The 25,033-nt window shown below is 49.0% G+C and carries 26 protein-coding genes and 1 tRNA gene; all 27 read right to left on the minus strand.

What is annotated here, in order from left to right; genetic code table 11:
* Positions 1-217: 217 nt before the first annotated feature.
* Positions 218-293 (minus strand) — tRNA-Asn (locus tag U9P07_07480).
* A 54-nt stretch (positions 294-347) separates the two neighbouring features.
* Positions 348-2,765 (minus strand): endonuclease MutS2, encoded by a 2,418-nt coding sequence (locus U9P07_07485; protein ID MEA2109244.1) that lies wholly within the window; start codon positions 2,763-2,765, stop codon positions 348-350.
* A 3-nt stretch (positions 2,766-2,768) separates the two neighbouring features.
* The gene (locus U9P07_07490) at positions 2,769-3,212 is read right to left on the minus strand and encodes a GatB/YqeY domain-containing protein (protein MEA2109245.1); all 444 of its coding nucleotides are present in this window, start codon (positions 3,210-3,212) and stop codon (positions 2,769-2,771) included.
* 130 nt (positions 3,213-3,342) lie between these two features.
* Positions 3,343-4,110, minus strand: a complete 768-nt coding sequence (hisF, locus tag U9P07_07495; GenBank protein MEA2109246.1) for an imidazole glycerol phosphate synthase subunit HisF — start codon at positions 4,108-4,110, stop codon at positions 3,343-3,345.
* A gap of 45 nt (positions 4,111-4,155) precedes the next feature.
* Positions 4,156-4,884, minus strand: coding sequence for a 1-(5-phosphoribosyl)-5-[(5-phosphoribosylamino)methylideneamino]imidazole-4-carboxamide isomerase (gene hisA / locus U9P07_07500; GenBank protein ID MEA2109247.1), 729 nt, complete (start codon positions 4,882-4,884; stop codon positions 4,156-4,158).
* Between the two features lies 1 nt (position 4,885).
* On the minus strand, positions 4,886-5,572 hold the full coding sequence (locus U9P07_07505; GenBank protein MEA2109248.1) for a hypothetical protein: 687 nt from the start codon (positions 5,570-5,572) through the stop codon (positions 4,886-4,888).
* A 40-nt stretch (positions 5,573-5,612) separates the two neighbouring features.
* Positions 5,613-6,254, minus strand: a complete 642-nt coding sequence (gene hisH, locus U9P07_07510) for an imidazole glycerol phosphate synthase subunit HisH (protein MEA2109249.1) — start codon at positions 6,252-6,254, stop codon at positions 5,613-5,615.
* Between the two features lies 1 nt (position 6,255).
* Positions 6,256-6,855 carry an imidazoleglycerol-phosphate dehydratase HisB gene (hisB, locus tag U9P07_07515; protein MEA2109250.1) on the minus strand — a complete coding sequence of 200 codons (600 nt, stop codon included), beginning with the start codon at positions 6,853-6,855 and terminating at the stop codon, positions 6,256-6,258.
* Positions 6,856-6,923: 68 nt separating this feature from the next.
* Complete coding sequence (gene hisD, locus U9P07_07520; GenBank protein ID MEA2109251.1) at positions 6,924-8,216, minus strand: histidinol dehydrogenase; 1,293 nt, start codon at positions 8,214-8,216, stop codon at positions 6,924-6,926.
* A gap of 130 nt (positions 8,217-8,346) precedes the next feature.
* On the minus strand, positions 8,347-9,696 hold the full coding sequence (murA, locus tag U9P07_07525) for a UDP-N-acetylglucosamine 1-carboxyvinyltransferase (protein MEA2109252.1): 1,350 nt from the start codon (positions 9,694-9,696) through the stop codon (positions 8,347-8,349).
* Entirely contained in the window at positions 9,681-10,559 is an 879-nt protein-coding gene (prmC, locus tag U9P07_07530; GenBank protein ID MEA2109253.1) for a peptide chain release factor N(5)-glutamine methyltransferase, read from the minus strand. The genes murA and prmC overlap by 16 nt, the downstream gene beginning before the upstream one ends.
* Positions 10,556-11,623, minus strand: a complete 1,068-nt coding sequence (gene prfA, locus U9P07_07535; protein ID MEA2109254.1) for a peptide chain release factor 1 — start codon at positions 11,621-11,623, stop codon at positions 10,556-10,558. Before prfA ends, prmC begins: the two co-directional genes overlap by 4 nt.
* Before the next feature lie 349 nt (positions 11,624-11,972).
* Entirely contained in the window at positions 11,973-12,662 is a 690-nt protein-coding gene (gene thyX / locus U9P07_07540) for an FAD-dependent thymidylate synthase (GenBank protein ID MEA2109255.1), read from the minus strand.
* A 3-nt stretch (positions 12,663-12,665) separates the two neighbouring features.
* Entirely contained in the window at positions 12,666-12,872 is a 207-nt protein-coding gene (gene rpmE / locus U9P07_07545) for a 50S ribosomal protein L31 (GenBank protein ID MEA2109256.1), read from the minus strand.
* A 152-nt stretch (positions 12,873-13,024) separates the two neighbouring features.
* The gene (gene rho / locus U9P07_07550) at positions 13,025-14,272 is read right to left on the minus strand and encodes a transcription termination factor Rho (protein ID MEA2109257.1); all 1,248 of its coding nucleotides are present in this window, start codon (positions 14,270-14,272) and stop codon (positions 13,025-13,027) included.
* A gap of 415 nt (positions 14,273-14,687) precedes the next feature.
* On the minus strand, positions 14,688-15,290 hold the full coding sequence (locus tag U9P07_07555) for an XTP/dITP diphosphatase (protein ID MEA2109258.1): 603 nt from the start codon (positions 15,288-15,290) through the stop codon (positions 14,688-14,690).
* A gap of 20 nt (positions 15,291-15,310) precedes the next feature.
* Positions 15,311-16,081, minus strand: coding sequence for a ribonuclease PH (gene rph, locus U9P07_07560; protein MEA2109259.1), 771 nt, complete (start codon positions 16,079-16,081; stop codon positions 15,311-15,313).
* Positions 16,082-16,402: 321 nt separating this feature from the next.
* Positions 16,403-17,125, minus strand: a complete 723-nt coding sequence (locus U9P07_07565; protein ID MEA2109260.1) for a 2Fe-2S iron-sulfur cluster-binding protein — start codon at positions 17,123-17,125, stop codon at positions 16,403-16,405.
* A gap of 38 nt (positions 17,126-17,163) precedes the next feature.
* A complete protein-coding gene (locus tag U9P07_07570; GenBank protein MEA2109261.1) occupies positions 17,164-19,014 on the minus strand; it encodes an NADH-quinone oxidoreductase subunit NuoF in 1,851 nt (616 codons plus the stop codon).
* A gap of 90 nt (positions 19,015-19,104) precedes the next feature.
* Positions 19,105-19,554, minus strand: a complete 450-nt coding sequence (nuoE, locus tag U9P07_07575) for an NADH-quinone oxidoreductase subunit NuoE (protein ID MEA2109262.1) — start codon at positions 19,552-19,554, stop codon at positions 19,105-19,107.
* A 2-nt stretch (positions 19,555-19,556) separates the two neighbouring features.
* On the minus strand, positions 19,557-20,492 hold the full coding sequence (gene porB, locus U9P07_07580) for a pyruvate synthase subunit PorB (GenBank protein ID MEA2109263.1): 936 nt from the start codon (positions 20,490-20,492) through the stop codon (positions 19,557-19,559).
* Complete coding sequence (locus tag U9P07_07585) at positions 20,492-21,670, minus strand: transketolase C-terminal domain-containing protein (protein ID MEA2109264.1); 1,179 nt, start codon at positions 21,668-21,670, stop codon at positions 20,492-20,494. The genes porB and U9P07_07585 overlap by 1 nt, the downstream gene beginning before the upstream one ends.
* The gene (locus U9P07_07590) at positions 21,670-21,963 is read right to left on the minus strand and encodes a 4Fe-4S binding protein (protein ID MEA2109265.1); all 294 of its coding nucleotides are present in this window, start codon (positions 21,961-21,963) and stop codon (positions 21,670-21,672) included. The genes U9P07_07585 and U9P07_07590 overlap by 1 nt, the downstream gene beginning before the upstream one ends.
* Positions 21,964-21,965: 2 nt before the next feature.
* Positions 21,966-22,523: a 2-oxoacid:acceptor oxidoreductase family protein gene (locus U9P07_07595; protein ID MEA2109266.1), complete on the minus strand. Its 558-nt coding sequence runs from the start codon at positions 22,521-22,523 to the stop codon at positions 21,966-21,968.
* A gap of 67 nt (positions 22,524-22,590) precedes the next feature.
* Positions 22,591-23,190: a recombination mediator RecR gene (recR, locus tag U9P07_07600; GenBank protein ID MEA2109267.1), complete on the minus strand. Its 600-nt coding sequence runs from the start codon at positions 23,188-23,190 to the stop codon at positions 22,591-22,593.
* A gap of 135 nt (positions 23,191-23,325) precedes the next feature.
* Positions 23,326-23,724, minus strand: coding sequence for a methylmalonyl-CoA epimerase (mce, locus tag U9P07_07605; protein ID MEA2109268.1), 399 nt, complete (start codon positions 23,722-23,724; stop codon positions 23,326-23,328).
* Positions 23,708-24,676 (minus strand): methylmalonyl Co-A mutase-associated GTPase MeaB, encoded by a 969-nt coding sequence (gene meaB, locus U9P07_07610; protein MEA2109269.1) that lies wholly within the window; start codon positions 24,674-24,676, stop codon positions 23,708-23,710. Before meaB ends, mce begins: the two co-directional genes overlap by 17 nt.
* Positions 24,677-25,033 lie beyond the last annotated feature (357 nt).

The following is a 25,033-nucleotide window of genomic DNA, read 5'->3' on the forward strand; positions in this document are numbered from 1 at the left end:
AATAAAAATGATGGTAAAACCGAACAAACAAATCCAGAGCGTTCAAAAAACAGCGGTGCTGATTAAATCGTTTAGCTTGCCACTGCAAATCTAAAGTAAAACTTCGCATCCTCAAACTTAACATTATCTGCGATTATCTTTATATCGTGCCGTTATTTAGTGGCCATGTTACAAAAGCAAAAGGCCATTTCTCTTACAAGAAATGGCCTTAATAGTCTGGCTCCTCGGGTAGGATTCGAACCTACGACCTAGTGGTTAACAGCCACCCGCTCTGCCGGTTGAGCTACCGAGGAATAGGTGAAACAGGTAATTCTTATAGATAAAAGAAACAGGAAAGTCAAGATTTTTTACTGATTTGATTGCGATCCCAGCATCACCACGGTCACCGCCTGCCCCCCCTGGTCAGCAGAAGGGTGATAATAGTCTGAGATGTATGACAGTTGCCGCAGAAATTCATGGATTCCCTTTCGAAGTCGACCGGTTCCAAAACCATGAATAATTTCGACTTTTTCCATCCCGGCCATCATTGCCTGATCCAGATAGGCTTCCAGCTCTTCTTTGGCTTCATCCACCCTTTTACCAATCAGATTAAGTGTGGGCAGCGGCGAGCCTCCAGCGGGGGGCATACTTACCGTAACCATCTCCGGCTTTTTATTATCCCCTTTGCTGAGGATCGAAGTAATTTTATCCATCGGCATACTGACCCGCAGATTCCCTGACATACAGAGAGAAACCAATTGTTTTTGCCGGTCAATGGCTTCTACTTCAACAACTTGACGGCTGCCGTCCAGGGTCACCCGATCACCAACTGAAAGATCCCCTGAATCAATGGATTTTTGTGGACGCTCCGGCACCGGAGGCAGCAATTTGCCCACCTTCCGCTTTATTTCACCAAACTCATGGCGGTATTCTCCGGTTTTTATTATTGCAAGGGGGACAGCATCCATCTCCTGCTGCTTTTTCTCCAACATGGCCAACATATCCTTAAATTCAGCTTCCGCTTTACTGACAATCTCGGCCAGCTGCCGGCTGGCAGTCCGGCGCAGGTTTTCCTGCTGTTCCAAGAGCTTTTCCCGCTCTTTTCGGCATTGCTCCCGTAAATGAAAAGCCTCCTGCTTCAATTTGAACAATTCTAACTCTTTATCATGCACCTGAGCCAGGCGTTTTTCCAGTTTTTCCGCCATCATCACCACCTGATCATGGTCCCGATCAAGATAACTGCGGGCCCTGGCAATGACAGAATCCTTAAATTTCAGCAGTCGGGCAACCTGGAGGGCATTACTCAGGCCGGGAACCCCATACTGCAAGCGGTACAATGGCTGCAATGAGTCCGCGTCAAATGAAACCGCCACGCTTTCAACCCATGGCCGTTCGTAAGCATAGGCTTTGACGTTATTATAATGGGTGGTAACCAGAAAAGCGGCTTGACGCTCATGCAACTCATCCATTACCGCCATGGCCAGGGCCGCACCTTCCTGAGGATCAGTGCCGGCACCAAGCTCATCAAATAAAACCAGAGACCGGGTATCACAACGACGAAGGATGGTATCAATATGATGTAAATGGCCGGAAAAGGTGCTGACATCCTCACTGATACTCTGTTCGTCACCAATATCGGCCAGGACCTCACTGAACAATGGGATGCTGCTTTCAGCCGCTACCGGCAACGGCAAACCGCAGCGGGCCATAAGACTGACCAGCCCCAGGGTTTTGAGGGCCACGGTTTTCCCTCCGGCATTGGCTCCGGAAACCACCAGCCCCTGGATACCGGATTCAAAATCAATATCAACCGGCACTACAGTTTTCAAGCCTTTGTCAGCCAGAAGCAATGGGTGTCTGGCCTGTTTCAGGGAAAATCCTGCAGGCCATTCGGTTAATAGATCAGGCGCTGAGCCCCCAATCTCGAGTCCATAAAGGGCTTTTGCCTGAATCTGATCCAGAAGAAAAACCCGACCCAGCACCTTAACAATCTCCCCGGTCTCAGCCCGCAGGTGACCGGCAATCATTTTGAGAATCCTGATTTCCTCTTCCTGCTCTTCCTGCTGCAAAATCCCCAGGCTGTTGTTGAGACCGATAGTTTCCACCGGCTCAACAAAAAATGTCATTTGGGTCCGGGACTGATCGTGGATGATGCCAGAAAAGAAGCTGCGAAAATTTAATTTGACCGGGATCACATAACGGTTGTTACGCTGGACAATCAAGTGATCCTGAATAATAGGCTGGTAAGCAGGATTCTGCAGATGCGCTTCAAGGATAGAATTAAGCTTCCGGCGGCTACTTTTGATTTGCTGGCGGATTTCCGCCAAAGCAAAGCTGGCCGAATCCTTCATTTCCTCCCGCTCATCAAAACAACTCTCAATCAATTCCGTTAAGGGTCTGAACGATCTGATTCCCTCAAATAAGATATTTAAGGAAGAAAATCGCTCATCCATGGCCGTAGCAAAGCTAATGATTTTTTCCAGACAACGGAAGGTTTCGGCAATAGAGATCAATGCCGGGGACAGGAGATAGGTTTCTTCAATCCGGATGAGTTCAAGGTCCGCAGCCAGGTTCTGCACTCCAGCCAGCGGTACGGAACCATGTTCGGGCACCAATTCCATAAACTGGGTGACTTGGCTTAATCTAGCCGGCAACTCAGGGAAAACAGCTGGGGGGGAGGGGGAAAGCTGACGGACTGCAGCCTGGCCGTCCCTGGTCCGGGCATGCCGGGCAACCCGTTCGGCCAGCCGAGGAAATTCCAATACCCGGACAGCATGGGCTTCCATGACTCAGGAAAGTAATGAGGAAACCATGCGATTGATTTCTTTGCCATCCGCACGGCCGGCGACCCGAGCCATTACCGCCTGCATCACTTTGCCCATATCTTTTTTGCCGGCGGCACCGGTCTCGGCAATAACCGTTTTTACAATCGATTCAATTTCAGTGGCGGCCATCTGCTCCGGGAGATACACTCCCAGGATTTCCAGTTCCTGCTCCTCCTTGGCAGCCAGATCTTCGCGGCCGCCTTTTTTAAACTGGCTGATGGAATCTTTCCGCTGTTTAACCATAGTTCCCAGCAATTTCAGTATCTCATCGTCACCCAACTCATGGCGGCGGGAAATTTCCTGATTCTTTATCTCAGACCTGACCATACGAATGGTAGAAAGCTTTAGTTTATCCTTTGCCCTGGCAGCGGTTTTCATTTCTTCAGTAAGCCGTTCTTTCAGATTCATTTTTTTCACCTCGTCTATCAATACTTGAATTAAGCTGTTAGCTGTTAACACTTTTGACACTCAATTGCCTGCAGCAACAACTCAATAATGTCCCTAATCCCGGCAACCTTAATCCTTTTGCCTTTATCCTTTATCCTTTTTCATCCCTGACCCGGACACCACGGCCGCGTAAATATTCTTTTGCCTCACCAATAGTATATTCGCGATAATGAAATATAGAAGCTGCCAGGGCGGCACTGACATTAGCTTTAGCAAACCCATCATAGAGATGTTCAAGCTTGCCCACGCCACCGGAAGCAATCACTGGGAGGTCCACCGCGTCAACAATGGTTCTGGTCAACGACAGGTCATAACCATCCTTGGTGCCATCCCGGTTCATGCTGGTCAGCAGGATTTCACCGGCTCCATATTCTTCCATCTTTCGCGCCCAGGCAACCGCATCAATTCCAGTGGGTTCACGGCCACCATAGATATACACTTCCCAGCCACCTCCAAGCCGGGACTTGGCATCAATGGCAACCACGATACATTGGCTGCCGAAACGGCGTGATGCTTCCTGAACAAAGCTGGGATTTTTAACCGCCCCTGTATTGATGGATACCTTATCCGCCCCGGCTTTTAACAAATCCCGGATATCTTTCAGCGTCCGGATACCCCCACCAACTGTCAGGGGGATAAAAACCTGCTCAGCCGTCCTTTTTACCACATCTATAATGATATTCCGCTGATCACTGGAAGCGGTAATATCGAGGAAAGTAACTTCATCAGCTCCCTGGATATCGTAAGCCGCAGCCACTTCCACCGGATCACCGGCATCCCGCAGGCCAACAAAATTAATGCCTTTAACCACCCGGCCGTCCTTCACATCAAGACAGGGGATAATCCTTTTTGCCAACATCCGCTCAATCCTGTAAAAAATCCATAGAATTAATAGCCCACCTGATCATACATCATCAACCAACTTCATGGCTGCCCTTAAATCAAGCGTCCCTTCATAAAGCGCCCGACCAGTGATGGCCGCAGCCACCCCTTTGCTTTCGATGGTCAACAGTTGTTTAAGGTCATCCAGGGAGGCAATCCCCCCGGAGGCAATAACCGGAATTTCCAGGGATTCTGCCAACCTGCCGGTATCTTCAAGATTAACCCCGGTCTGCATACCATCACGCATAATATCCGTATAAATGATTGCCGCCACCCCCAAATCCTGCATTTTAAGCGCCAGATCCAAGGCTTCCAGTTCCGTTTCCTCCGCCCAGCCCCGGGTGGATACCTTGCCCTGGCGGGCATCAATGCCTACACAGATACGCCCGGGAAAACGGCGAGCTGCTTCGGCAACCAGCTCTTCCTGTTCAACGGCCACGGTCCCCAATATAACCCGATCAAGTCCCAAGTTGAGGTAGTCTTCAATGGTTTCCAGGGAACGAATTCCGCCTCCAAGCTGGCAGGGGATATCCAGGGATTTGACAATAGTGATTATCGCTTCACGGTTCACCGGAGAACCGGCAAAGGCGCCATTCAAATCAACCAGGTGCAGATACCTGGCCCCTTCCTGCTGCCAGCGGCGAGCCATTTGCAGCGGATCGGTGGAAAACAAGGTGTCATCTTCCATCCGTCCCTGGCGCAGACGAACACAGTTGCCATCTTTCAAGTCGATGGCCGGAATAATCAGCATTTCAGTGAATCTCCTTCCCTTGCAAGCCGGGAAGCTGCCGGACCAGCCTGGCGATCCCGACATCAGCCAACTCCCTGACCGTCAGCCACTTGCCACCGCCACGAAGGAAGGAGCCCAAATTGGTCAAATCTTCACTTAAGCCCTTCTGGGTATGGGCAAACTTACCTGCCCAGACCTTTTTTCCCGAACGGACATCAACCATAACCACTTCAAAAGCAACCGAAGCCGGCCTGGTAACCCCATATGGCCCTCCCACCCGCTCAAGATAGCGGGTAACGGTACCAAAAATCAGCATATCAACCTTAAGCTTTTGGCCAATATTTCCAACCGGAACCAGACCTAAATTGGGAATAATTGCCAGTGCCTCCCGAGGCTCAACAACCCGATGCAATCCATATATGGCAATCTCCCTGGCCATGGAGGTTGCGGTCTGCAGACCGATTTGGCTGGCAACCTGTTCACATTTTATCTGCTCTTTGGCTAGCTGGCAGCTGGTCATGGTTTGGATATTGCCATTTCCTCCAGCCAGGTGAAAAGGCAACACGGCAACACTTCCATACGCTGGCACCTTATCCTGGGATGGAGAAATGAGCATGCCCTTGGTGGCACAAGAGGGCAAGCAAAACATCAGTCCACAAACAAACAGGCAAAAACAACCATAAAACAATTTCCCGGTTTTCACATTCATAAGCGTCTCTTAGCCCTCCAAATAAAAATTTTCTTTGCAATCATGATGTCTCCACCATTTTGCCAAAAGTCTTGAGGATTTCAAGCCCCTGAAGCTGGCTTTTTTCAGGGTGAAACTGGGTGGCAAAAATATTATCCCGACAAATGGATGAAACAAAATCAATCCCGTAATCAGTGGTCGTGGCAATAACTGCCGGATCTTCAGGAACCACGTGGTAGGAATGAACGAAATAAAAATAGGATTCAGCGGCAATATTTTCCAGCAATGGCAGCGAACCATTTTTATGGATGATATTCCAACCCATATGGGGAATTTTCAAAAAACTTTTCTCATCATCAGGATCCGGCAAACGATGAGAGAAAGGAACAACCGACCCCTTGATTACATCCATACCGGGGAAGTGCCCAAACTCCTGGCTTTCAGTAAAAAGCACCTGCAGGCCTAAACAGATACCTAAAAATGGCTTTCCCGCAGAGATTGTCTGCAGAACCGGCTGGATAAGCTTATAATGATCCAGGTTTTCCATACAATTCTTGAAAGCACCCACCCCGGGAAGGATGACACCATCAGCATCAGCAATCTTAGACCCGGAACGGGTAACCTCGGCGGTAAAACCCACCTTCTCAACCGCCTTCTGAACACTGCGCAGGTTACCCATGCCATAATCAATGATTGCAATCATCTCATAACATCCCTTTGGTGCTTAGAGGCTGGCCGGCAAGACCGGCATCAGGTGTCCAGGCCCGCCTTAAAGCATGGGCCAGGGCCTTAAAAACCGACTCAAAGATGTGATGCTGATTCTTGCCATAATGCAGATTAATGTGCAGCGTCATCCCTCCATGACTGGAAAAAGCCCGAAAAAACTCTTCCATCAATTCGGTATCCATCACTCCCACCTTTTCCACCATCAGCGGAACATTATAGGTCAGTTGAGGACGCCTGGAGATATCGACCGCCACCGAACACAAGGCTTCATCCATGGGAATAGTGGCCTGACCGTAGCGGGCTATACCACCACCATCACCCAATGCTGAAACCAGGGCCTGCCCCAAACAAATACCCAGGTCTTCAACCGTATGGTGGTAATCAACCTCCAGATCACCCTGGGCAGATACCGCCATATCACTGCGGCTGTGCCGGGCAAACAGCGTCAACATATGATCCATGAATGGAATTCCGGTTGCTATTGATGCCGACCCCCGACCATCCAGCTGAAGGTCCAGATTAATATTGGTTTCTGCCGTCTGCCGCTGCACCTTCCCCTGTCGCTGTGTTTTCTCCATTATACTATCCTTTCAGCTCAAATCGAAGATAAGAATACGGATAAAGGAATGTACGTTCCCTATGTTTCCTATTTTTCTACTCGCCGTTTTACTGCCAGCCCGTGGGCCTCCAGCCCCTCCATGCCGGCCAGTTCCTGTACCGGTAGAGCATATTTTGCCAACGAACTCTCAGTAAATGACAGAATACTGGAACGTTTCAGAAAATCATCCACACCAAGTGGCGATGAAAACCGGGCGGTGCCGCCAGTGGGCAGAACATGGTTCGGCCCGGCCAGATAATCTCCCAATGCTTCCGGGGTATAATGACCTAAAAAGATTGCCCCGGCATGCCTGATTGAGCTGAGAGCTGCCAATGGCTCCGCCACTGCCAGTTCCAGATGTTCCGCGGCAAAAATATTGGCCAGAGATAACGCCTCATCCAGAGATCGGGTAACAATAATGGCCCCTTGTAAGTGCAGAGACTGCCGGGCGATTTCCTTTCGTTCCAGGCCTTCAAGCTGTAGAATTAACTGCTGTCGCACCGCTTCCGCCAATCCACGTTCCGGTGTCATTACAACCGCTACGGCCAATTCATCGTGTTCCGCCTGGGAAAGCATATCAGCCGCCACCCATTCGGGATTGGCGGAATGGTCAGCCAGCACCAGAATTTCACTGGGACCGGCAACCATATCAATGCCTACCCGGCCGAAAACCTGGCGTTTGGCCTGGGCAACATAAATATTTCCCGGACCAACGATTTTATCCACCGCCGGCACGGTTTCGGTCCCGTAGGCCAGGGCGGCAACAGCCTGCGCCCCACCAAGGCGAAATACCCGGTCAACCCCACATAACTTTGCCGCTGCCAGAACCGCCGGATTATAACCTTTGGCTGCCGGTGATACCATAATCACCTCGGATACCCCGGCCACCCGGGCCGGCAGAACATTCATAATCACCGATGAAGGATAGGAGGCTTTGCCCCCCGGGACATAGACCCCTACCTTGTCAAGAGGTGTTACTTTCTGCCCCAGCAGCACCCCGGGTTCATGGTCTTCAAACCAGGACTGGCGCAATTGACGCTGATGGTAGTTAGTAACCCGCTTAATGGCAAGTTTAAGATTGGCAAGTTCAGCCGCCGGTAACGATTCCAGGGCACGATTCAACTCGTCAGCAGACACCTCCAGAGAAACTTCAGCCAAATCCAGGTCATCAAAAGTTCGGCTATAATGAAACAAGGCCGCATCACCTTCTCTCCGAACCCGATCAACAATCTCTCTGACTATCTGCTCAGCTTCCCGGGTCAGTTCAGGATTCCGCTCACAGAATTTCCTGAAAAAAGGCTGAAAATCGCTGACAGAACTATCATAAATGGTAACCGGCATTTCCCCTCCTGTCTATTTTAACGGTGTACGGTTTATGGTATAGGGTGAAAACACCTTGAATCTTGAATCTTTAACCTTTAAATCGTCGGGGACACCATTTTAACTTTAATGACCGATTGAAAAATCGCTTTTATTTTGGGGATATCTCCCGGATTTGCTGTCCTGTTTTGATGGTGTCCCCACGATTGCCTTTAGCCTTTACCGTTTCCCTCCGAACATGAGCACCAAGGGCCTGCAGTTTTTTTTCAAACTGGTAATATCCCCGGTCCAGATGATAAACCCGGGAGATGATAGTTTCTCCTTCTGCTGCCAGGCCTGCCAGCACCAGGCTGGCGCTGGCCCGAAGGTCGGAGGCCATAACCGGAGCACCAGAAAGCTTTCCAGGCCCTTTTATAATGGCACTACGTCCCTCGACTTCGATATCAGCACCCATACGCTGCAATTCAAAAACATGCATAAAACGATTCTCAAAAACAGTTTCCGTGATCACACTGGTTCCCCGGGCCAAACACATGAGCACCATAAACTGGGCTTGCATATCAGTGGCAAAGCCGGGATAGGGCATGGTCTTCACATCAACACCGGTAAAAGATCGCTGGCTTACAACTCGGACATCAACACCATTATGACCCGGTTCTCCATTTTTGTCCACTGAACTGATCGCCAATCCGGCTTCCTGTAATTTACCAACCTCCGCCGTCATTTTGGCAAGAGGACAGTTTTTAATCAGAAAATCACCATTTGTCACCCCACAGGCTGACATCAAAGTCGCTGCTTCGATGCGGTCCGGCATAATTTCATACTCCACCGGATGGAGTTTGTCCACCCCCTCAATGGTGATGGTTGCCGTTCCATCACCCATAATTCTGGCGCCCATCCGGCGCAGGCAGATCGCCAGATCACACACTTCCGGCTCCCGGGCAGCATTTCTCAATACTGTCGCCCCCCGGGCCAGGGCGGCAGCCATCATCAAATTTTCCGTTCCGGTAACTGTCGGCAGATCAAAGGTAATATCAGCACCATGCAGCCGCTGGGCCTGGCCATGAATATATCCATGTTCAACCCTTATTTCGGCTCCCATCATTTCCAGCGCGCTGATATGCAGGTTGACCGGTCGGGCACCAATGGCACAACCACCCGGCAATGAAACAGAAGCCTCCCCGAAACGGGCCAACAAAGGACCAAGAACCAGAATTGATGCCCGCATGGTTTTCACTAAATCATATGAAGCTTCCAGGGTTGAAACTCCGGAAGCATCAATTTCGACCACCTCTTCATGGGCATACACTTTTGCCCCCATAGTTGAAAGCAAGGTACAGATGGTTGAGATATCCCGCAGACGGGGAACATTGCTGAACCTGTTGCGACCCCCGGAAACCAGAAGGCTGGAAGCAAGAATAGGCAAGGCAGCATTTTTAGCCCCGCTGACTTCCACTTCTCCAGTCAGCCGATGGCCACCTCTGACTACGATTTTATCCATTGTCCGACAACTACCCTTTCTATTCCCTGAAGATCCAAAACCGTATCTAAACTATGAGGGTTTTGCTCAACCAACAGTGCCTTTACTTTTCCCGCCTGGCCATCCCCCACTTCCACTATCAAAAAACCGCCATCAGGCAATAACGAAGAAATTCTTTGACTCAATATCCGATAATAATCCAACCCATCAGGACCACCATCCAGAGCCCGCTGAGGCTCCCGCCTCACTTCCCCTGCCAGTTTTTTCAGCTCTGCAGTCGGGATATAGGGCGGATTGCTGAGAATGATATCCCAATTCTGTCCCGGATCGGGCCGTACTTCAGCCAAATCAGCTACTGAAAATGCAACCCGTTCCAATTTCAACCGCCGGGCATTTTTGCTGGCCACTTCCACCGCCTTGGGGCTCAGATCAAATCCCAACCAGTTTAAGCCGGCATGGGCCTGAAAATGGTGAGCAATGGACAATAAAATATTACCGCTGCCAGCACCTAAATCAACCACGGTTCCGCCAGCTGGATAGTACTGATTGATAATTGTAATGGCGGCCTCAACCAGATGTTCCGTTTCGGGGCGCGGGATCAGCACTTTGGAATTCACCCTGAAGGGTAAAGACCAGAACTCCTTTTCTCCGAGGATATAGGCAATGGGCTCCCGCTCCCGCCGCCTGATAAGTAACTTTTTAAAAACTGCCCGTTCCGTTGCTGAAGTTGGCTGGTCATAATTCAAATATAAATCTATCCGATCACAGGACAACACCCTGGCCAACAGCAGCTCAGCATCCAGTCTCGGAGTGGTTATGCCGTACTTCTCCAGATAGGGTGAAGCCCAGTCCAGCAATTTTATCACCGTCCAGTTCTCGCTCATTCCTGCCCGGCCTTCAACGCCTCCGCCTGATAAAAGGTTATCAGGGCTGAAATGATCTCATCAAGATCACCAGCCATCACCTGCTCAAGCTTATGTAAAGTCAGACCGATACGATGGTCTGTGATCCTCCCCTGGGGGAAATTATAGGTTCGGATCCGTTCACTGCGATCCCCGGAACCCACCTGTTGACGCCTATCAGCGGAAATCTGATCATGCTGTTCCTGCTGTTTCAGGTCAAACAATCTGGCCTTAAGAATCTGCATGCCTTTAGCCTTGTTTTTATGCTGAGATTTCTCATCCTGGCAGGAAACCACCAGCCCTGTGGGAACATGGGTTATCCGCACCGCCGAGTCAGTGGTATTAACACTTTGCCCACCGGGTCCGGAAGCCCGGTAAACATCAATGCGCAGATCACCTGGATTAATTTCCAGTTCCACATCATCCACTTCCGGTAAAATCGCCACAGTCACTGCAGACGTATGTATTCGCCCCTGGGATTCGGTGGTAGGAACTCTTTGAACCCGGTGGACGCCACTTTCAAATTTCAGTTGACTATAAACCCCCTGCCCCTGAACCAGGGCAATAATTTCCTTGAAGCCGCCAACCCCGATCATACTCTGACTTAAAATTTCAAGCTTCCATCGACGCTGATCGGCATAGCGACTGTACATTCGAAACAGATCAGCAGCAAAGAGGGCGGCTTCATCCCCGCCGGTTCCGGCGCGGATTTCCAGGACCACATTTTTTTCATCATTGGGGTCTTTCGGCAACAGAAGTCGGCGCAACCTGTCCACCAGCAATTCTTTTTTTTCCAGCAAATCCGGAAGTTCTTCCTGGGCCAGGGATTTCAATTCTTCATCATCGCCCTGGATGACCTCCTGATTTTCCATCAGCTCTACTTCAATCTGTTTGTATTCACGATAGCTGGTTACTAAAGGGCGCAATTCCGCGGCTGCTTTCGCTGTAGCTTGAAATCGCTTGGGATCAGAGGCAATCTCCGGCTGCATCATTTCCCGTTCCAAATCAATAAATTTTTCTTCCACTTCACCTAGCTTGGAAAACATAATCACGACCTTTGGAAATTATGTAACTATTCAGCTTTAGCCAGCTAGCAGCTTGATTCCGCAGGGGACTGAATTTTTTTCACGAAAACCGGGAGACAGATTAAATTTTTTCATTTTGAGATGGTACTAAAATCAATTAAAGATCGATATTATTCGGTGAAAATCATTCTGTCCCCGAAAAAGAAAAAATAAAATCTGTCCCCTGCAGGTAAAGACAACCCTGCTGAATAGTTACGAAATTATCACCAAAAAAAACAAAAGACAGGGTACTCATGGACCCTGCCTGCAACCTTTACATATCTGTTTCATTTTTCACCATCACCAACAGGTGAAAGTTTCGCCGGACAGTCTACTCCAATTCAGCAAATTCCCGCCTCACGGCCTTCGCCTCCCCACAACTCATCGGCCCTTCCGGGCAGGGTCCGGAAAGACAGGCTGGACCGGCATCATGAAAAAGCGGCAAGGCAATTTTCCTCAGTTGACGTAATATTTCAGTGGCCAGCACTCTAATTTCCCACTGGGCCCGCCGGCAACAACGAAGCCGAAAAAAATGACGTAATTCCCGGGCATTCATGCTCATTACCAATCGGGTATCAGCAGCATTGGGAAGAACAAACCTCGCATCCTCAGCCGGAATCTTCCGTTCGCGCAGGTGGCGATAAAACTCTGCTGATTGTTCCATCATTCTATCATATTCCTGGCGCAAAGACTCATCTTTCAGGATAGAAGGTGGAACTTGATAAGAAAAACCTTTGTCAAAGCTGACATATCGCTGGCTTTGCTGAGAAAAGGAAGCCAGTCGATGGCGGACCAGCTGGTGGCTGAGTACCCGTGAAACCCCTTCAATACCAAGAGAGAATGAAGCGTGCTCCAGTACCGACTCGTGTCCCAACGCCAAAACTTTTTCAATCAACTGCTGATCTTCAGCAATGTCACTGCACCACAGATTCTCAATATCCAGGGGTGAATAACACAAACGGGCAGCCATCGCCACCACTTTTACCGGCTCAGCCGTATGCGCAAGAACAGTAGCCTGCAAAAACTAATTTCCCGGCTTGCTGTATTTCCGGCGGAATTTCTCTATACGGCCGGCTGTATCAAGTAATTTCTGTTTGCCGGTATAAAAAGGATGACACTCGGAACAAATCTCAACTTTTATCTCCGGGATAGTTGCCCGGGTGTCAAAACTGTTCCCACAGGCACAGGTTACTTTGCAGGCATCATACTTAGGATGGATATCTTTTTTCATAAAAATACTTTAACCTCCTGTATAGCGCATTTTTCTAGCGCTGACATTTAATGTGGCAAATCAAAACAGATAGTTAGCCGGAAGCGGCTGTTTTTGTCAATTATTTTTTTCTTTTACTCCAATGAAAGTTATTTCCATAAGCTGCCAAAGCTCTAACTGTTCATGGAATCGAGAAATTCGGCATTATTTTTTGTGCCTTCCATTTTTTCCAACAGGAATTCCATGCTTTCCACTATTCCCATGGGCTGGAGAAATTTTCGTAATATCCATACCAGTTGCAGGTCACGTTTACTCATCAGCAGGTCTTCCCTCCTGGTTCCTGATCGCGCAATATCAATGGCCGGAAAAGTTCGTTTATCCGCCAGTTTCCGGTCAAGGTGGAGCTCCATGTTTCCCGTCCCTTTAAATTCTTCAAAAATAACATCATCCATCCGGCTTCCGGTTTCAATCAAGGCGGTGGAAATGATGGTCAGGGAACCACCTTCCTCAATATTTCTGGCCGCCCCGAAAAAGCGCTTGGGTTTATGCAGGGCATTGGAATCAACCCCGCCGGAAAGCACCTTGCCACTGGGAGGAACTACGGTGTTATATGCCCGGGCCAAGCGGGTAATGCTGTCCAGCAGAATAACCACATCATGTTTATGTTCAACCAGTCTTTTGGCCTTTTCAATGACCATTTCCGCCACCTGCACATGTCGCTGGGCAGGCTCGTCAAAGGTGGAAGAAATCACCTCGCCGTCTACCGATCTCTGCATATCGGTCACCTCTTCCGGCCGTTCATCAATGAGCAGGACAATCAGGGTAATCTCGGGATGATTGGCCGTCAGACTATTGGCAATATTTTTTAGCAGTACGGTCTTACCCGTCCGGGGCGGGGCTACAATCAGACCACGCTGACCTTTGCCTATGGGAGTTATCAGATCCATGATCCTCATGGCATAGTTATCATGTTCCCGTTCCATGACGAAGTGTTCATCAGGGAAGAGGGGAGTCAGGTTATCAAATAAAATTTTATCCCTGGCACTTTCGGGGTCTTCATGATTGACAGCTTGGACCTTCAAAAGGGCAAAATAACGCTCACTTTCCTTTGGTGAGCGGATCTGCCCGGAAACGGTATCGCCGGTACGTAAATTAAACCGGCGGATCTGGGAAGGCGAAACATAAATATCATCCGGCCCCGAAATATAATTATAATCCGGAGCCCGCAAAAAACCAAAACCGTCAGGAAGAATTTCCAGCACTCCTGAACCCTGAATCTCACCATTTTTATTGGTGTGGGCCTGCAACAAAGCAAAAATCAGGTCCTGTTTCCTCATGCCGGCAGCACCTTCGACTTTCAATTCCTTAGCCAGCGCCGTGAGGTCAGAAATTTTCTTGTTTTTCAGTTCGTTTAAATTCATCGATATGTCCTCAAATAATTAAAAGATATATACAGAAACAGTTCAGGGGCTAGTCGGCAACATTTTTTAAGGAAAATATTTTTTTAGCGACAGGATTTGGCCTGATATATCATATTGGTCAATAAGGGAGGTTTCCTCTCAGGAATCTGATTACCTGAACAGGAATATAGCTATAAAAACCAACACACAATATGTAGCAACTAATTTTCTATTATTTCCTAATAGAAACATACAAGAAAGGAATCAGATTACTGGTATTGTAAGTACTATGCTGGTAAAAAGGGGAGGGAAAATCAATCCCGTTGTTAAATTTCACTAATCTTATAAACGATATAATTATTTACGCTGGTTTTGTCAATCTTTTTTTCTCACTATATTAATCGGCTCTCCTGACTGGCTATAATTCCGGATCCATTCACCTCTGAACCAACAGCCACTCTTTCAGCTGGCGCAAAGCCTCTCCCCGGTGACTGATACGCTGCTTTTCAGCCAGATTGATTTCAGCCATGGTTTTAGTGTAATCCGGAGCCAGAAGGAATAGAGGATCATAACCAAAACCTTCATCCCCTTTCATTGTTGCGGCTATTCGCCCCTCGCAACGGCCTTCAAACTGGTGAATTTTACCACTTGGTGTTGCCAGTACCATGACACAGACAAACCAGGCCTGTCGCCGGACGACAGAGACATCCTGCAGTTTTGCCAGCAGGTGAAGATTATTTGCCCGGTCATCAGCATCGTCACCGGCATAACGGGCGGAATAAATACCCGGCTCACCGTTCAGGCTGGGCACGACAAGCCCGGAATCGTCAGCCAACACCCAGCTACCGGTTTTTTTAACCACAAACAGGGCTTTTTGTCTGGCGTTGGCGGAAAATGTCTCGCCATTTTCCGCCGGCATTTTAACATCGGTAAAATCTGCCAGCGACTTTAAATTAATCGGCAAGTCTGCCAGCAGGTCGCGAATTTCCCGCAGTTTCCCCAGGTTTCCAGTGGCAACAACAATTTCACGGGGCATCATCTCTTTACGGTAGCATCCTTTTATTCATCAGTGTTCATCACCAGCGATTGAAGACGGCCGGCAAACACATCATCATCCATCTGTTTGATTAAATCATTTATTCCGGCTTGTGCCAGAGCCAGCATTTTCTGGAGGGGATCCATCCCAAAAGATGTTCCTTCGGCAGTCCCCTGGAGTTCAACAAATTCACCTCTGCCGGTCATCACCACATTCATATCAACTTCAGCGGTTGAATCTTCGCGATAATCAAGATCGAGAACCGGCATGTTCCCCACCATGCCAACGCTGACTGCGGCCAGGGTATCGGTCAATGCTCGTCCCCCGGAAATCTTATGTTCGGTATCCAGCTTTATCAGAGCCAGACCCAACGCGGCATAAGCCCCGGTGATCGATGCCGTTCTGGTCCCCCCATCCGCCTGCAAAACGTCACAGTCAATCCAGACAGTTCTTTCACCCAGAGCATTCAAGTCAACCACCGAGCGTAAACTGCGACCGATAAGGCGCTGAATCTCCATGGTTCTTCCACCCTGTTTTCCCCGACTCGCCTCCCGCTGGCTCCTGGTATGGGTCGAACAGGGCAGCAGGGAGTATTCCGCCGTCAACCAGCCGCCCCCCTTCCCTCTGAGAAACCTGGGAACAGACTCCTCTACGGTTGCGGCACACAGCACCCTGGTATTACCAATAGAAATCAACACAGACCCTGCCGGGTAATCTAAATAGCCGGGATAAAAACTAACCGGACGCAACTGTTCAGCCTTTCGCTGGTCGTGGCGAAGGAAATTCTTTTCCATAATACAAATCCTGTTTTCTTGTCATTTTAGCTTAATGTAACCATGAAGGACTCAATGCTTCGCCCTGTTTGTCGCACTGGTTTTGCACCTTTGCTTCGCCCTGCTGCGCACGGGGACAGAATTAAATTCTGTCCCCACATCGAGACAATTTGCGAGAATGAGCGAGAGCCATGCCGGAACAGCCTGGGATATTGCATTCACACCAACAAGCCCAGTTGTTTATAGCAACTCAGAAAGTTGTCTCATTATGAAAAAAGGTGACTATCATTCCCTCAGCAGGAATCACAGTCACCTTCTCAAACCCTGAAACCGGCAAACTACCTATTTCTTCATCGCCCGGCAGTCCCGACACAAATCAAAGAAATCTTCCGGTAAATCATATTTCTTCTGGATAAACCGCAGTTGAAAATCCGGAGCGAACTCCATCCCGCACTCACTACAAGTCCGTAATTTCAACACCCGGGACCAGCGGTCGATGATCTTCTCCTCACCATCTTCCTGAATCTGGATAGCATTGGTAGGACAGACGTAAACACAGGCGCCGCAACCAATACAAAATTCAGCCTCTTCACCAAAGGGAGGAATCACTACCCGTTCAGTTCCACGCTGGGCAAAAGTAATGGCATTGGCACCGACAATCTCCCGACAAACACGCTCACATAAGCCACAAAGGATACAATCGTCATAATGCAACTCAAAAGGCGATTTCTTGAGGCCATATTCAGCCGCCAGCTGATTCAGCTTCGGGGAGGTATTACAACGGGACAACAGCAATTCCAAAACCATCTTCCTCGAGTTTATGACCTTTTCCGTATCAGTCTCCACCTCTATAGGAGCGGTCACCGGATAGTTGCAGGAGGTAGTCAGTGAACGACGTCCATTTTTCACTACCTCCACCAGGCATAATCTACATGCTCCATAGGGCTCAAGAAGTTCATGGTAACAAAGAGTGGGGATGTTGACCTGATTTGCCTTCGCGGCCTCCAGGATTGTCGTCCCTTCCTCCACCTGTACCTTTTTTCCATTTATTGTTATCTCTACCATCGTCATTCCCCTTTGTTATGAATGGGATACAAAACTCATCAGATAATTTTCACCGCGTCAAATTTGCAGGCATCATAACACATACCGCATTTAATACATTTCTCCTGATCAATTTCGTGAGGCTCTTTTTTCTTCCCGTGAGCTGCGTCAACAGGGCATACCCGGGCGCACTTATGACAACCGGTACAGGCATCAGGATCAATTTCAAAGTGAATCAAGTCCTTACAAACTCCGGCCGGACATTTTTTGTCATTAATATGAGCAAGATATTCATCCCGGAAATAACGCAGGGTGCTCAACACCGGATTTGGAGCTGTTTTTCCCAGCCCGCACATGGAGGCTTCCTGAACCACCGATGCTAGTTTCTCTAACATATCAAGGTCGCTAAGCTCTCCTTCACCCCGGGTAATTTTATCAAGAATCTCGTACATCCTTAAGATTCCTTCCCGACAGGTCGTACATTTACCACAGGATTCACCCTTGAGAAAGTTGAGAAAGTATTTGGCCACATCCACCATGCAGGTACGGTCATCCATGACAATCATACCACCGGAGCCCATCATTGATCCAACCTTGTCAAGCTCATCAAAATCAACCTGCAGGTCAAGATGTTCTTCCGGAATACAGCCACCGGAAGGCCCACCGGTCTGCACAGCTTTAAAGGAACGGCCACCGGGAATACCACCACCGATATCGAAAATAATTTCACGCAGCGAGATACCCATCGGGACTTCAACCAGGCCGGTATTATTGACCTTTCCCACCAGAGAAAAGATCTTGGTTCCGGGGCTGCCCTCGGTGCCGATGCTTCGGAACAACTCGGCACCTTTATCAATAATCACCGGAACATTGGCCCAGGTTTCCACATTGTTCAATACCGTCGGCTTGCCCCAGAGGCCGCTTTCAGCCATGTGAATATGCTTGGCCCGCGGCTCTCCCACCTGCCCCTCAATGGAGGCAATCAGGGCACTAGATTCTCCACAGACAAAGGCTCCGCCACCGCGGCTGATCTTGATATCAAAATTAAAACCACTGCCTAGAATGTTCTGTCCCAAAAAGCCCATTTCCCGGGCAGCCTCAAGAGCCATGGTTAAATTGGCAACTGCCAGCGGATATTCGTGACGTACATAGACATAGCCTTCCGTGGCCCCAACGGCATAGGCCCCAAGCAGCATACCCTCAATAACCGAGTGGGGGTTGCCTTCCAGCAGGCTGCGATCCATATAGGCCCCGGGGTCACCCTCGTCGGCGTTGCAAATCACATATTTAACCCCAGAATCAACGTCCCTGGTGGATTCCCATTTACGACCGGTGGGGAATCCGCCACCACCACGGCCCCGCAGCCCTGAAATTTTCACCTCATCCAGAACCGCATCCGTAGTCATGCCGGTCAAGGCTTTGGAAAGCGCCTGATAGCCGCCGATAGCCAGATAGTCATCAATACTTGTGGGGTCGATCAGGCCGTTACTGCCAAAAATAATCCGCTCCTGCAGTTTATAAAACGGGACATCTTTCTCCAGGGATATCTGTTCTTTGGTAGCCGGCAGGGCATAGAGAAGCGACTCAATTACTTCTCCTTCCTTCACAGTCCTGGCAATAATGTCAGGAACATCCTCAACCTTCACTTTATTATAGAACACCCCCTGGGGATGAATAACTACCAGCGGACCACGTTCGCAAAAACCATGACAGCCGGTTGCTTTCACTTCAACCTGATCAAGACCCTGTTTATCCAGTTCCTGCTGCATCGCAGCCACCACATTGGAACATCCATGAGCCTGGCAGCCGGTACCGGCACAAATGGTAATCACTGTCCGCTGGGGATCCCGGGATGCCATACATTCCTGGCGATAGGCTTCCAGTTCTGAGGCTGATTGTATTCTTTTCATGGGAAATATCCTTTTTCAGTAGGGGCAACCCCCTGTGGTTGCCCATTATCGGGGTAGCCGCAGAGGGACATCCCTACGGTGGTATTAGCGTTAACGGTAATTCTCCATCAATTTATCCACCTGCCCAGGAGTCATATCACCATGGTACTCCTGGTCAACCACAACCACCGGGCCAAGGGCACAAGCCCCCAGACAGTTAACCGTCTCCAAAGAAAACTTCTGATCAGAGGTTGTTCCACCACTGGCAACCCCCAACTGCCGCTCCAACTCATCCAAAATCCGGCTGGCACCGCGCACATGACAGGCCGTCCCTACACAGACGTTAATAATATGTTCGCCTTTCGGTTCCAGGCTGAAAGCTTTAAAAAACGTCGCTATCCGGTAGATGTGAGCCAGAGGGATACCCAGTATTGCAGCCAATTCCCGTAAATCTTCTTCCGGCAGATAGCGCTTGGCACTCTGGAGATCCTGCAACATAGCGATAATCTGGGCCGGGTCTACTCCATACTTGGCAATAATATCCTTTACTTTTGTTTCCATGGCTAACCCTCGCTCATTTTTATTTTTTTCAACAGCTGCTCATATGAAGCATCAACATACTGCTGAATAAATTCAATGTTTGACTCCTGAAGATGCCGAAAACGACCCTGGGGTTTAAGATAATCGATAACCGGACGGTGGTGTTTATATTCAACCGTCATTTTATATTGACCATCCACAATCTCATAGAGGGGAAACACCTTAGTTTCAACTGCCAGGCGGCCGATGGATAAGGCCAAATTAGGAGCCAGTCGCCAACCGGTAGGACAAGGTGCCAGCACATGGATATAAGCCGGGCCCTTAGCATCTGCCGCTTTCCTCACTTTTTCCATCAGGTCAAAGGGGTAGCTGGGACTGGCCGTCGCCACGTAAGGAATATTATGAGCAGCGGCAATTTCTACTACATTCTTTTTCATCGTCACCTGACCAATACTCTCTTTACCGGCAGGGGATGTTGTCGTTGCTGCCCCGTAAGGAGTGGAACTTGAGCGCTGGATACCGGTATTCATGTAGGCTTCATTATCATAGCAGATATAGGTAAAATCATGGCCCCGCTCCAAGGCTCCGGAAAGTGCCTGCAGGCCGATATCAACGGTTCCGCCGTCACCCGCCTGGGCAACTATTTTGATCTCCCGGTCTACCGGATACTTTCCCTTTTTCTTCAGAATTTTGATCCCGGCTTCCACTCCGGAAGCGACAGCGGCAGCATTTTCAAAGGCCACGTGGATCCAGGGAACTTTCCAGGCTGTATGGGGATATGAAGAAGTAACAATCTCCAGACAACCGGTAGCATTGGCAATAATAAAATCATGACCCAGGGTTTTAGCTACCAGGCGAACAGCCAGAAGCTCAGCACAACCCTGACAGGCCCGATGTCCAGGGGCCAGGGATTCCTGCTGCGGTGCCAGCTTGGCGGCATATACATTTAAGGCATCCATTATTCCCTCACTCCTATCATCTTATATTCGTGAACTTCCTGCTCAGTTTCCATCTTTTCAGCCAGGGTCACCATATCCATAAAATCTTTGATAGTCACATCCCGACCACCAAGACCGGCAATGAAACTGGCAACATAAGGTCTGTCCTCAGTGGAATAAAGGGCAGAGCGAATCTCGCCGCCCACCGGAGCACCAGTGCCACCAAAAGATACCGCCCGGTCAATCACCGCCAGGGTTTTGATGCCTTTTACCAGCTCCCGCAATTCATCCGTCGGGAATGGCCGCCAAAGACGCAAACGGAGAAGACCAACCTTTTTACCCTGTTCATCTTTCATCATATCAATGGCTTCCATGGCGGTTTCACTAATGCTGCCCATGGTCAGCAGCAGGGTCTCGGCATCTTCAGTGCGGTACGATTCAATAACGTTGTAGGTGCGGCCGAATTTTTCGCCAAACTCCTGAAAGATCTCTTTGATTACCGCCTTCGACTCGACCAGGGCCACATCCTGGGCTTTCTTGGCCTCAAAGTATATTTCTGGAATACCCACCATGCCCATGCTGACCGGCTTATCAGGATTCAACTGGAGAGGTGGGTCGTAGGGTGGCAGAAAACTATCAACCTCCTCCTGACTGAGAAACTCATGCGGCTCAATTACGTGGCTGAGGGTAAAGCCATCGATATTAACATTGATCGGCAGCATGACCCGATGATCTTCGGCAATTTTAAAGGACTGCAGGGTCAGATCAAAGGCCTCCTGACCATTTTCAGCAAAGATCGATATCCAGCCGGTATCCCTGACGCTCATCAGGTCGCTATGATCATTCCAGATGCTGATCGGTCCCGACATCGACCGATTGGCCAGGGTCATGACCACCGGCAATCGCAAGGCCGGGATAATAAAAAGAATTTCGTTCATCAGGGCCAACCCCTGGGAGCTGGTTGCCGTATAAGTACGGGCACCGGCGGCGGAAGTTCCGGCACAAACACTCATGGCCGAATGTTCCGATTCAACCGGAATAAACTCAGCATTCAATTCACCATCAGCCACCAATTCTGACAAATGCTCCACTATATGGGTCTGCGGCGTGATCGGATAAGCAGCAATGGCATCAACATCCGCCAGTTTTACCGCCTCACTGATTGCCAGCGAGACCTCTATCCCTATTTTTTTTGCCATCACTTCTCCTCCTCTACCATACTGATGCAGCCAGTCCAGCACTCGGTGGCACAAATCCCACAACCTTTACAGTGCTCATAATCAAAGTCATAAGTGCCATCCGCGGCCAGCCTGATGGCATCATCCGGGCAAGACAGGTAACAGACCCCACATTTTATACATTTGCTTTTATCGGCAACCGGCCTTTGTGACCGCCAATCACCAGTACGGTACTCAGCCGAACAACCAGGATTGGTAACCATAAAAGCCAGATCGAACTCTTTCCAGGTCATCTCACTAAAATTCTTAGCCATCGTTATGACTCCTTTCCCGCCACTGCCGTTTCTTTATATGCCCGCTTCATGGCCTTAATATTTCGGGCAGCAATACGGCCAAAGCGATTTTCCAGCGGAGCAACCAGGGAATCTACCGAAATCACTTCGTTCCCTTTCACCAAAGCCCCCAACATGGTGGTGTTGGTAATCGGCAACCCCAGCTCTTCCATGGCAATCTGACTGGCGTCCACCTTGGCGATAGCAGTTTTAAAACCAAACTCCTGACGCAGTTCGTCAATGGATTTACCGCTGTTAATCACCAGAAGCCCATTTTCCTTCAGGCCTTCTTCCACGTTCACAATTCTCATCACCGACGGATCAAGTACCACCACAATATCCGGAGCATAGACTTTTGTCCGGTTGCGAATCTTTATATCACTGACCCGGGCAAAGGCGATCACCGGCGCGCCGCGCCTTTCCGGTCCAAAGCTGGGAAATGCCTGGGCATACTTCCCTTCATTTATGGCGGCTATGGCAACCATTTCCGCGGAGGTTACTCCCCCTTGACCGCCTCTTCCGTGAATCCTGACTTCTATCATGGACATTCTCCTTCATCCCGAAATCCAGAACCAGTAATTAGTTTTCCTGATACAATCAATTCCATCCTTATAATTTACATCGACCATTAATCGATTTTTCAATGGTTACCGGATCCATATATTCAAAATCAGCCCCCACCGGCAAACCACACGCCGGCCGGCTTATATGGATATTAAGCGGCTTGAGCAGTGCGGCGATATACGCCGCTGTCGCATTACCCTCAACAGTCAAATTGGTGGAAATAATTACTTCCCGGACCTGTTGGCGGGCAACCAGTTCCTTCAATCGATCCAGACGTAAATCCTCAGGGCCAACCCCCCGCAACGGAGCAACAGAGCCATGGAGAACAAAATAACGACCTTTAAACGCCCCTGACTTTTCAATGGCTGTGACATCTGCAGGAAATTCAACCACACACAACTGCTGAGTATCCCTGGAAGAATCAGAACATAAAGGACAGGGATCAACCTCGGTTAAATTCTGACATTTAGAGCATAATTGCAGGCGGGAGGTAACTTCATGGATAGCCTGCGACAAACGCATCGCCTCAGGTGATGACATACGAACGATGTGAAAAGCCAGACGGTCAGCGGTTTTTCGTCCCACCCCGGGCAACTTCATCAACTGTTCCACCAGCTTCTTCAGCGGTTCCGGATATTTATGCATTGAATCCGACTCCGGGACGGGAAAGAACCATGAAAACCATCATATTGTATACAAATACCCCACGTCATCAACTTTGTCAAGTGACATTTATATATTACGATTTACAGATTCTCAAACGGATACGACTTATCGCCATTATTTTTGTGACAACTCGGTCAAAACACCTTTGGAACTTTTGGGATGAATAAACGCGACCTTCGTCCCGTGGGCTCCCGGTCGGGGAGATTCATCAATCATGCGGGCTCCACCTGCCTTCACATTTTGGATTTCCGCCTCAATATCATCAGTAGCATAACAGATATGGTGAATACCTTCACCTTTTTTCCCCAGATATTTTGCCACCGGTGAATCCTCGCTGGTGGGCATCACCAACTCAATATTCGTTTCCCCGATTTTAAAAAAGGCAACTTTGACCTTTTGATTCTCAACCTCATCAACTCCCTGTAATTCCATTCCCAACACATCACGATAAAATTTTGCTGTTTCATCAAGATCATGAACGGCTATTCCAATATGATCAATTTTTTTCAGCATTAGCTCCTCCCATGGTCAGCCAATTATTTTTGATGCCCATTTCTTTAAACAATTTTTCAGCCCCTTCCAGCGGGGATACCTCTTTCTGATAAATAACTTGCACCAGTTGTTCAAAGCCGGGATATGCATTTGCCAACTCGACAATCCCATCCATCAGATAAGTACACAATTCCTGCCTGACGTTCGCTTTGAATTTCTCCTGATCCAGGGCTTTGTCATGAACATACTCCCAATGCTGATAAATACCTGCCAGCAAATCGGCAATCCCCACATCATCCCTGGCCACCGTTGAAAAAATATCAGGCTTCCAATCACCGGCAGACATATCAAGCATCGCCCTGAGCTCGTTTACCAGTTTTGCCGCCCCTTCCCGGTCAGCCTTATTAACCGCAAAAACATCAGCTATTTCCAGCACCCCGGCTTTGGCAATCTGAACGGCATCCCCAAGTCCGGGAACCATCACCACAACCGTGGTGTGGGCAATTTTGACAATATCGACCTCATCCTGACCAACACCTACGGTTTCAACAATTATTACATCCTTGCCGGCGGCATCAAGCAAGTGAATAACATCGACAGTGGCCTTGGCCACCCCCCCCAGATGGCTGCGGGTCGCCATGCTGCGAATAAACACTCCCTCATCCAATGCATGCTGCTGCATGCGGATGCGATCCCCAAGAATGGAGCCGCCGGAAAAAGGACTGGATGGATCAACAGCAATAATCCCAACGGACTTTCCCTGCTGTCGCAACAAGGCAATTAGTTTATCAGTCAGAGTACTCTTTCCGGCCCCGGGAGGCCCGGTAATACCAATCAGATAGGCGTTGCCGGTTCGGGGAAAAATTGCCTTGAGCAATTCTTTTTTTTCAGGACGATCATTTTCAACTATGCTAATCGCTTTCGCCAGCGATCTGACATTGCCGTTCAGCATCCCTTCAATAATAGCAGTCAATCACAACCTCTTTAGTTTGGCTAAATTAAGCTATTTGCTTTTAGCCGTTAGATATTAGCTTAACGATGTGGGGACAGAATTCAATTCTGTCCCCGTGCGAAGCAGGACGAAGCAAAGGTGCAAACCAGCGCGACAAGCAGGCAAAAGCATTATAAAAACTCTCACTGCGCTCACAAAACCACTGAGAAACCTGCCATTTGCCCTCTGTGACTCGATGTCTCTGTAAGAAACAAGAAAAATTTGCCAATCTACAAACAAAACCGAATATTTACGGCATTATTAACGCAAGACGTTAATTTTGCTCAGCTAAAAGCTAACTGCTAATTGCTTAACTTAGATGATAATTTTATAAAATAC

Source organism: Pseudomonadota bacterium, assembly GCA_034660915.1.
Taxonomy (GTDB): Bacteria; Desulfobacterota; Anaeroferrophillalia; order Anaeroferrophillales; family Anaeroferrophillaceae; genus DQWO01.

Bases quoted from the DNA above. Each gene is read 5' to 3' on its own strand.
- rpmE (MEA2109256.1), bottom strand. From the start codon at position 12,872: ATGAAAAAAGATATCCATCCTAAGTATGATGCCTGCAAAGTAACCTGT.
- rho (MEA2109257.1), bottom strand. From the start codon at position 14,272: ATGAATTTAAACGAACTGAAAAACAAGAAAATTTCTGACCTCACGGCG.
- U9P07_07565 (MEA2109260.1), bottom strand. From the start codon at position 17,125: ATGGTAGAGATAACAATAAATGGAAAAAAGGTACAGGTGGAGGAAGGG.
- hisF (MEA2109246.1), bottom strand. From the start codon at position 4,110: ATGTTGGCAAAAAGGATTATCCCCTGTCTTGATGTGAAGGACGGCCGG.
- murA (MEA2109252.1), bottom strand. From the start codon at position 9,696: ATGGATAAAATCGTAGTCAGAGGTGGCCATCGGCTGACTGGAGAAGTG.
- hisD (MEA2109251.1), bottom strand. From the start codon at position 8,216: ATGCCGGTTACCATTTATGATAGTTCTGTCAGCGATTTTCAGCCTTTT.
- U9P07_07590 (MEA2109265.1), bottom strand. From the start codon at position 21,963: ATGGCTAAGAATTTTAGTGAGATGACCTGGAAAGAGTTCGATCTGGCT.
- U9P07_07490 (MEA2109245.1), bottom strand. From the start codon at position 3,212: ATGAATCTGAAAGAACGGCTTACTGAAGAAATGAAAACCGCTGCCAGG.
- U9P07_07570 (MEA2109261.1), bottom strand. From the start codon at position 19,014: ATGAAAAGAATACAATCAGCCTCAGAACTGGAAGCCTATCGCCAGGAA.
- recR (MEA2109267.1), bottom strand. From the start codon at position 23,190: ATGCATAAATATCCGGAACCGCTGAAGAAGCTGGTGGAACAGTTGATG.
- U9P07_07505 (MEA2109248.1), bottom strand. From the start codon at position 5,572: ATGAATGTGAAAACCGGGAAATTGTTTTATGGTTGTTTTTGCCTGTTT.
- mce (MEA2109268.1), bottom strand. From the start codon at position 23,724: ATGCTGAAAAAAATTGATCATATTGGAATAGCCGTTCATGATCTTGAT.
- nuoE (MEA2109262.1), bottom strand. From the start codon at position 19,554: ATGGAAACAAAAGTAAAGGATATTATTGCCAAGTATGGAGTAGACCCG.
- rph (MEA2109259.1), bottom strand. From the start codon at position 16,081: ATGGAAAAGAATTTCCTTCGCCACGACCAGCGAAAGGCTGAACAGTTG.
- prfA (MEA2109254.1), bottom strand. From the start codon at position 11,623: ATGTTTTCCAAGCTAGGTGAAGTGGAAGAAAAATTTATTGATTTGGAA.
- prmC (MEA2109253.1), bottom strand. From the start codon at position 10,559: ATGAGCGAGAACTGGACGGTGATAAAATTGCTGGACTGGGCTTCACCC.
- hisB (MEA2109250.1), bottom strand. From the start codon at position 6,855: ATGGAGAAAACACAGCGACAGGGGAAGGTGCAGCGGCAGACGGCAGAA.
- U9P07_07595 (MEA2109266.1), bottom strand. From the start codon at position 22,523: ATGATAGAAGTCAGGATTCACGGAAGAGGCGGTCAAGGGGGAGTAACC.
- hisH (MEA2109249.1), bottom strand. From the start codon at position 6,254: ATGATTGCAATCATTGATTATGGCATGGGTAACCTGCGCAGTGTTCAG.
- porB (MEA2109263.1), bottom strand. From the start codon at position 20,492: ATGGATGCCTTAAATGTATATGCCGCCAAGCTGGCACCGCAGCAGGAA.
- U9P07_07555 (MEA2109258.1), bottom strand. From the start codon at position 15,290: ATGATGCCCCGTGAAATTGTTGTTGCCACTGGAAACCTGGGGAAACTG.
- U9P07_07485 (MEA2109244.1), bottom strand. From the start codon at position 2,765: ATGGAAGCCCATGCTGTCCGGGTATTGGAATTTCCTCGGCTGGCCGAA.
- U9P07_07585 (MEA2109264.1), bottom strand. From the start codon at position 21,670: ATGGCAAAAAAAATAGGGATAGAGGTCTCGCTGGCAATCAGTGAGGCG.
- hisA (MEA2109247.1), bottom strand. From the start codon at position 4,884: ATGCTGATTATTCCGGCCATCGACTTGAAAGATGGCAACTGTGTTCGT.